This window comes from Spirulina subsalsa FACHB-351, from assembly GCF_026130165.1.
GTDB lineage: Bacteria > Cyanobacteriota > Cyanobacteriia > Cyanobacteriales > Spirulinaceae > Spirulina_A > Spirulina_A subsalsa_A.
The window spans coordinates 1-7,221 of sequence record NZ_JAIHOM010000176.1 but is presented as its reverse complement, the minus strand read 5'-3'; the positions used below and the strand labels follow the sequence as shown (position 1 = coordinate 7,221).

The 7,221-nt window shown below is 49.6% G+C and carries 7 protein-coding genes; 1 reads left to right on the top strand and 6 read right to left on the bottom strand.

Going from position 1 to position 7,221, the window contains the following annotated elements; all coding sequences use genetic code 11:
- Positions 1 to 138 precede the first annotated feature (138 nt).
- From K4A83_RS21230 to K4A83_RS21205, 6 genes are all read right to left on the bottom strand, one after another.
- Positions 139 to 504: a hypothetical protein gene (locus tag K4A83_RS21230; RefSeq protein WP_265266703.1), complete on the bottom strand. Its 366-nt coding sequence runs from the start codon at positions 502 to 504 to the stop codon at positions 139 to 141.
- 145 nt (positions 505 to 649) lie between these two features.
- Positions 650 to 1,336 carry a phosphoribosyltransferase gene (locus K4A83_RS21225; RefSeq protein ID WP_265266702.1) on the bottom strand — a complete coding sequence of 229 codons (687 nt, stop codon included), beginning with the start codon at positions 1,334 to 1,336 and terminating at the stop codon, positions 650 to 652.
- Positions 1,337 to 1,375: 39 nt separating this feature from the next.
- Positions 1,376 to 2,734, bottom strand: a complete 1,359-nt coding sequence (locus tag K4A83_RS21220) for a cobyrinate a,c-diamide synthase (protein WP_265266701.1) — start codon at positions 2,732 to 2,734, stop codon at positions 1,376 to 1,378.
- A 154-nt stretch (positions 2,735 to 2,888) separates the two neighbouring features.
- Positions 2,889 to 3,038 carry a hypothetical protein gene (locus tag K4A83_RS21215; RefSeq protein WP_265266700.1) on the bottom strand — a complete coding sequence of 50 codons (150 nt, stop codon included), beginning with the start codon at positions 3,036 to 3,038 and terminating at the stop codon, positions 2,889 to 2,891.
- A 357-nt stretch (positions 3,039 to 3,395) separates the two neighbouring features.
- Positions 3,396 to 4,709: an aminopeptidase P N-terminal domain-containing protein gene (locus tag K4A83_RS21210; protein ID WP_265266699.1), complete on the bottom strand. Its 1,314-nt coding sequence runs from the start codon at positions 4,707 to 4,709 to the stop codon at positions 3,396 to 3,398.
- Positions 4,710 to 4,869: 160 nt separating this feature from the next.
- Positions 4,870 to 4,995 carry an arsenate reductase family protein gene (locus tag K4A83_RS21205; protein WP_265266698.1) on the bottom strand — a complete coding sequence of 42 codons (126 nt, stop codon included), beginning with the start codon at positions 4,993 to 4,995 and terminating at the stop codon, positions 4,870 to 4,872.
- Positions 4,996 to 5,130: 135 nt separating this feature from the next.
- Between K4A83_RS21205 and K4A83_RS21200 the strand changes: the two genes are divergently transcribed.
- Entirely contained in the window at positions 5,131 to 7,128 is a 1,998-nt protein-coding gene (locus K4A83_RS21200; RefSeq protein ID WP_407810258.1) for an NACHT domain-containing protein, read from the top strand.
- Positions 7,129 to 7,221 lie beyond the last annotated feature (93 nt).

Here is a 7,221-nt window from a genome sequence, read left to right as displayed (position 1 = left end):
GCGGGGGAGCGGGGGAGCAGGGGAGCGGGGGAGCGGGGGAGCAGGGGAGAAATTCCCTATCACCTATTCTCTATTACCTATTCCCTATTCCCTATTCCCTTGTTGAGTCTAGCGTTGGGCTTTTTCAGCCGACCCTAACTATACCTTCTCTAACAAACTCCCCCGACACCAGTCATAATCTGCCCCCACTTTAAAGGTCACGTACTCCACACCATAAGCGCGCCAATATTGAACCACTTCTCCCGTTAAATGTTCTGCGTCGTCAATCCGTTGTACGGTGCAACCAATGGGGAATTTCTGGGCAATGGCGAAATCTTGCCACTGTTTTAAGGTTTTGATGCGTTCCTTGTCCCCCTCTGTGAGTAATTCCCAAGCAGCTACTTTCAGATGAGGGTAGCTGGTGGTGAGAGCCTCAACTTCTCGCCATGTTTTGGCGGATTGTAGCAATTGAGCCAATTCTAAGGGGCTTTGCAGTTCAAATTGAGGAATCGGTAAGGCGCTCATAGGACAAGGAAGACGCTAGTGATAGCGTAGGGCTGGGGAAAATATCAATCAACACTCCAAATTTAGCGAGTTTGGGGGAATTGCGCTAGGGTGTTTTTGCGGGGGGGGCGGGATATCCTTGAGGGGGTAGTGCTTTGAGACAACATTAAGTTTTTTGGTTGGGGGTGTTTTGGTCTGGGTGGGATTGCAATAAGGCACAGACTTCCCGATCACTGAGTTGGTGGAAATCTTCGTACCAAGGACTAATACAGTAAAAGGGTTCTGGGGTTTCTAAATAGACGAGATCATCAACTTCCCTCTGCAATTCCCGATAGACGACAACGGGCAAAACGGGGACAGCAATGATAATCCGTTTGGGGTGTTGGGGCTTTAAGAGGGTTAAGGCGGCGTAAAGGGTGGATCCGGTGGCTACGCCATCATCGACTAAGATTAGGGTCTGGTTTTTTAAGGAGGGCCAGGGATGATTGCCACGATAAAGGCGATCGCGCCGATGTAATTCTTGCTCCTCTGTGGCTGTGATTTGGGCGATCGCCTCAGAAGAAATTCCATGAGACTCAATCACACTGGTATTCAAGACTTGCGCCCCCCCTAAACCAATCGCCCCCATCGCTAGTTCTCGATTACCCGGAGTTCCCAATTTTCGCACTAAACAGACCTCTAGGGGGGCCTGTAGGGCTTGGGCGATTTCGTGGGCAACGGGAACCCCTCCTCTGGGCAAAGCTAATACCCAAATCCCTTGATTTGCCCCTGTTGCAAAGAGTTCTGGGTGGTGGTGTTGCAGTTTTTGGGCTAACAACAATCCCGCTTGTTTTCGATCTTCTAATAGTTGCACGGGGCCTCCTTTTGTGCTTCGAGGCTTCTTTCTCCTATTTTAAGGGGAATATTGCCGACAAGCCGTTAAAAACCGTTGCGGCAATTCAGGATGACTGCCCCAGTGCAGATGAATATAGGAAGCGTGGACTTGGTGCATTTTCCAGCCTTCGGTCATGATGGGACTGTTGGGGTGATAACTTTGGCTTTGTAAGAGGGGGGACTGGGGGGAAACGGTGAGTTGAGAACGGTGGAACTCATGCCCCCAAAGGCTTTGACCACAGGTGAGCAGGGGGGTGGATTGGAGGGCGGTAATCTGACGATAGCCCAAGGTTAAACGCTGCCCCATCTGGGCATCGCTGGGCAATAAACCGACCATTGGCCAGCTTTCCCCGGCAAAGTTGGTAATGCTACGGCACAGGTACATTAAGCCTCCACATTCGGCATAGGTGGGCAAACCTTGGCGGAGGGTTTGTAGGAGGTTGTGCCGGAGGCCGTGATTGGCGGCTAGGGCAGGGGCGAAGACTTCGGGAAATCCCCCCCCGAGGTAAAGGCCTTGAATATGGGGGGGCAGGTGGGCATCTTCTAGGGGACTCCAAAAGACTAATTCTGCCCCTTGTTGTTGTAGGAAGTCTAGATTATCAGGGTAATAGAAATTAAAGGCGCGATCGCGGGCAATGGCAATCCGTAGGGGGGGAGTGAGGGGTGGGGGTACAGATGGGGGAGATCCCGAGGGGTGGGTGTCGGCCAGCAGGGGCAAGAGGGTAGACCACCGAAAAGCGGTTTGAGCGAGGGTGGCCAGTTGGTCAAACAGGCGGTGCAGGTCGGTTAATTCGTCTGTTGGAACTAGCCCTAGATGACGATCGGGGATGGTTAAAGCGTCTTGACGGTTTAAAATGCCCAAAATGGGGATTGAGAGGGGTTCTAGGGCATTTTCCAACAGGGCTTGATGGCGAGGACTGGCGACGCGGTTGAGGATGAGTCCGGCAATTTTGACCTGGGGATCAAAGTTACAGTAACCTTGGGCGATCGCCGCAATGGAACCGGAGAGGCGACTACAATCTAAGACTAACAGGACGGGAATCTTTAACAGTCGGGCAATATGGGCGGTGCTGGCATAGTCGGGCAAGGTCAGGGGAATCCCATCAAATAACCCCATCACCCCCTCAATGAGGTTATACTTCACCCCTTGACTATGGTGGGCAAAACAGGCTTTTACATAGTCTTCTGAGGTTAGCACCGGGTCAAGGTTGCGACAGGGGCGACCTGTAATCAGACTATGAAACATGGGGTCAATATAATCAGGCCCCACTTTGAAGGATTGGACTTTGGCTTGTTGTTGGGCTAAAAAAGCCAGGATTGCCAGTGTGACGGTGGTTTTCCCCACCCCTGACCGTTCCCCTGCAATAATTAATGCCATTGGATTGTAGAGTAAAGCATTCCCGCGCCATCCTTTTGGTAAACAGGAGGCTGTCCATTATACGAAATTGATTATACTTTCATTCCGCCAAAAAAGAATCCCCGACCTAAAAGGTGCGGGGATTCTTTAGGTCGGGGATTCTCAATTCCGTCAATCATGCTTGTACCCATTGACAATACAGCTGATTATTTTCGTCCTTGACCCAACGTGCTACAAGACGGGGTTTAGCCGTTGTGCTGGGAAATGTCGCAGGAGCAACGCTGGGAATTTTGACATCGAGTGGACGGGTGAGTGTAGTAGCCATGATCTTCAAGCTCCTTGGTGATCAGAGGGGGGATAGGTTGTCCAAGTTATTAACCTGATTGTTAATCTAGTTGTTAACCTTTTCTTTACCTAACCTTTACTTTCAGTTTAAACCCTCTGCATCCGGATGGTGTGATGAAGGTCACAAAATGTATAAATTCTATTAGAGAGCAGAAAGCCATCTCTGTAATCTCGGAGATGGCTTTTTACTGTAACTAGGGCTTGCTGAATAACTCGGGGAGCAGGGGAGAGGGGGAGTCGGGAGTCGGAAATAATTGTCAATTATCAATTATCAATTATCAATTCCCTTGTTGAGTCTAGCGTTGGGCTTTTTCAGCAGACCCTAACTATGACCCTTTTACAAATCGGCGATCGCCTTGGGAACATCGGCCGTTAGGATATCATGACCTTGTTCAGTCACTAATACATCATCCTCAATACGAACCCCAATCCCGCGCCATTCTGGGGGAACTTCCGGTTGTCCTTCGGCGGGTTTAATATCCGGTGCGATGTAAAGGCCCGGTTCTACGGTTAAAATATTGCCGGGTTGGAGAACGTGCCATTGCTCAGGACTGGGTTGATAAATTCCTACATCATGGACATCTAAGCCCAACCAGTGGCCGGTACGGTGCATATAGAAGGGTTTATACTTCTCTTCTTTGATTAACTCTTCTAAGTCCCCTTGGAGGAGTCCCAGGTCAATTAATCCCTGCACGAGGACACAAACGGCTATATCGTGGAACTCATTATAGGCCTTGCCGGGTTGAACCTCGGCGATCGCCTTCATCTGGGCCGCTAACACTAACTCATAAATCGCCTGTTGATACTTGTTAAACTGACCATTCACCGGGAAGGTCCGGGTAATATCCCCGTTATAGTAATCAAAGGCACAGCCTGCATCAATCAGCAATAAATCTCCATCCTGCATCTGACGGTTATTTTCCGTATAGTGAAGAATGCAGGCATTGGGTCCCGATGCCACAATAGAGGGATAGGCCGGACCCATTCCCCCTTGTAAGCGAAAAGTGTGTTCAATTTCCGCCTGCACTTGATATTCATACATCCCCGGTTTAGCAAAGTGCCGAGCGCGATTATGAGCTTCCGCAGAGATGGAGGTAGCACGACGCATTAACTCCAATTCGGCCGCACTTTTCACCTGTCGCAGAGGATGAATGAGGGAATTAGAATCGACTAGAGCAAGGGGGCCAGTGCCTCGCCGGGGATAGGTCATAATAAAACGTTGCCAATGTTGGAGAATCGTTTGATTAAACCCCTCATCTCGTCCTAAATGATAGTAAATTTGTTCGGCTTTTTGAATATATTGGGGGAATTTTTCGTTAAACTCTGTGATGGGATAAGCTTCATCGGCTCCATAGCGTTCCTTGGCTTGTTCTATCCCCACTCGATATCCTGTCCAGGTTTCCTTTTCAGGATCTTTCGGTTGCACAAACAAGATAAAACGGTGTTCGTCGTGATGAGGGGCCAACACCGCAACAGCTTCCGGTTCATTAAATCCCGTTAAATAGAAAAAATCACTATCTTGGCGAAACGGGTATTCTACATCATTGTGCATCACCACCATCGGAGCGCTGCGAAAAACAGCCGTTCCCTGGCCGATTTTCGCCATAATTTGTTCTCGACGGTGACGGTACTCTGCGGCATCAATGCTCATAATTTTTGGTTTTTTCCCTTTGGTTAGCGTTGCTCCCTATTTTAGGGCTTGCGGAGGCCGTCTGCTTGTGGGAGGAGTCGGGAGTAATGTCATTAAACCAAGTTCTCCCCATGGGTCTATTCTTTTAGCCTAACGCAAGATGAGGTGTGGGGAGTGGGGGTTAGGTGAGGAGGTTGAGGAGGTCGGTTTTGACGTTGATGAAGTTGTGGGGGATATTGTGGTCATTGAGCCAGGCGATCGCTTTTTTGCAAGTGCCGCAGTGGGGAATGCCGTAGAGGGTGAGCATGGTTGAGGGGTGGGGGCGATGGGCTGAATGTTTACTTTAGGGGGTTTGTTGCGGTTTGTTCAAGGTGGGTAAGTTTTTTAATCGGCTGAAGGGGGACTGCGCTAGGATTCATCTATAGGGGTTGTGGAGATGGCTATGGATGTAGGGCGATCGCTTGTTAAGTTAACCATTGGTGGCGGCTGTGTTCTGGGTGCTTTGGCGACTACGGCGATTGTGGGGCCGGTGGGGGGGATTTTTGCCACTGCCCTAGGGAATGTGGCGGCGGGGAATACGGCTAATGCGATCGATGCGCTACTGGATGGAGGGGAGGGGAGAGTCTCCCTAGAAAATCATGATTTAACGAAGGCGGTGGGGAAGGCGATCGCTGCTGTTATCACCCTTGCTGCTAGATCACAGCGGGGCAAAACCCGCCAATATCTGGAGAAAATTGCTGCTCAAGCTAAGGATAACTGGGTCGAAATTGCTCAACAGGAACTCACCCAGCAACGCTACCCGGCACTGCGAGAAGCCAAGCTCGATCAATTTCTTACCCCGGAAGAATACCAACTCACCCAACAGGGCAACCTCACCGCTACAGAATGGGGGGATATTTTCATCGGCCTCAATATGGCTGCTTGTAAAGGGGGTGGGTTTGCCATTCCCCCAGAGGTGCGTCAAGAGGTTGCTGAATTATTGCATAGCACTTTCTCTAAAGCCTTGCGAGAAACCCTTAAGGAAGATTTTGCTAATGATGGGAAAGCATGGGCGGGGTTAACGTTGCAGTTACTGACGGGAATGCAGGCACAATTGAGCCAACTGCAAGCCAGTCAGGGAGGGATGAATGCTGAGGAGTTCAGCCCAATTCTGCAACAGTTCCAGGCATTAGAAACCCAGTTGCGGGGAACGGTTGACCAGCAGCAGGCGTTTTTTAACGATATTTCCCGCCGGATTGATTCTGGTTTTGCGGAAGTTTGTCACCAGTTGGGGGTGATGGAAACCACTATCACCGAATTGCTACAAAGCCTAGAGGAACGCCTAGAGGAGTTGCGCCAAGAAGTAACGGAATTTCGTCAAGAGGTGCGGCAGGGGTTCGAGTCGCTGCAAAATCAACCGGGGGGGCGACAGTTATCTAAACAGGAGTATCGCCAACGTCAAAGTGTATTGACTCAGATGCAAACCGAGGTGGAAAGCCGTTTAAACCAGTCTATCCACCGGGCAGCGTTCGTGAATTTGGGCAAGGAACAGCAACCCCAGCAGGTGCAACGTCCTTGGGATATGTCCGTGAAGGTGGGGGAACAGCGCAGCGTTCAGTTACCCGCCCAGACGACGATTCTGGATGTGTTTGATAATCCCACAATTTCCGGCAAGTTCCTGATTTTGGGCAAACCGGGGGGCGGCAAAACCACGACGTTATTAGAGTTAGCCGAAGCCTTGATTGAGCGGGCAGAAGGGGATAGCGATGCCCCGATTCCGGTGATTTTGGAGCTTTCGACTTGGCAAGAGGTGACAAAACGGGAGTTTCCCAAATTCTGGGAACAGAAAAAATATGACCCTTCGATTAAGGAGTGGGTTCTCTCTCATCTGATGAGTAAGGGGGTCAGTCAGGAAATCGGGGAACAGTGGCTCCGGGAGAAGGAGTTCGTGCTGTTGTTGGATGGGTTGGATGAATTGCAACCGGAACGTCAGGCGAAGTGTGTCCGGGCAATTAATCAGTTTTTAGAGGGTGAGTTTTCGCCGTTGCATTTGGTGGTGTGCAGTCGCAAGGAGGAATATGAAGTTTATGAGGAGATGTTGCACTTAAATGGGGCGATTTGCCTGGAGGATTTGACGAATGAGCAAATTCGGCATTATTTTACCTCGGTCAATCTAGGGGAGTTTTGGGAGAGTATCAAGGGGTCTGAGAAGATTGTTGATTTTATTCGTCAACCGTTGTTTTTGGCGGTTACGAGTCTTGCTTATCAGCAAATTGATGTTGAGGAGTGGCAGAATTGCCATATGATCGACTACTTGCTCGATGTTTATATAGATAGAATGCTAAATCGGGTTCCTAAAGTCTATAAGAAAAAAAGAAGTTCAGGATGCTTTAAAGAAACACTCAATACGTTAATCTTGTTGTCCAAGACCAGAAGTGTTGAATCGGTACTTATGAACTAGGTAAAAATGGACATAGTAACCCTGTCAAGAGGTAAATTTAACCAGGTGGGACTAGCTCTTTAAACCAGTGTACATAGCTAATTTTTTGGCACA

Bases quoted from the DNA above. Each gene is read 5' to 3' on its own strand.
- K4A83_RS21230 (WP_265266703.1), bottom strand. From the start codon at position 504: ATGAGCGCCTTACCGATTCCTCAATTTGAACTGCAAAGCCCCTTAGAA.
- K4A83_RS21200 (WP_407810258.1), top strand. From the start codon at position 5,131: ATGGATGTAGGGCGATCGCTTGTTAAGTTAACCATTGGTGGCGGCTGT.
- K4A83_RS21220 (WP_265266701.1), bottom strand. From the start codon at position 2,734: ATGGCATTAATTATTGCAGGGGAACGGTCAGGGGTGGGGAAAACCACC.
- K4A83_RS21205 (WP_265266698.1), bottom strand. From the start codon at position 4,995: ATGCTCACCCTCTACGGCATTCCCCACTGCGGCACTTGCAAAAAAGCG.
- K4A83_RS21210 (WP_265266699.1), bottom strand. From the start codon at position 4,709: ATGAGCATTGATGCCGCAGAGTACCGTCACCGTCGAGAACAAATTATG.
- K4A83_RS21215 (WP_265266700.1), bottom strand. From the start codon at position 3,038: ATGGCTACTACACTCACCCGTCCACTCGATGTCAAAATTCCCAGCGTT.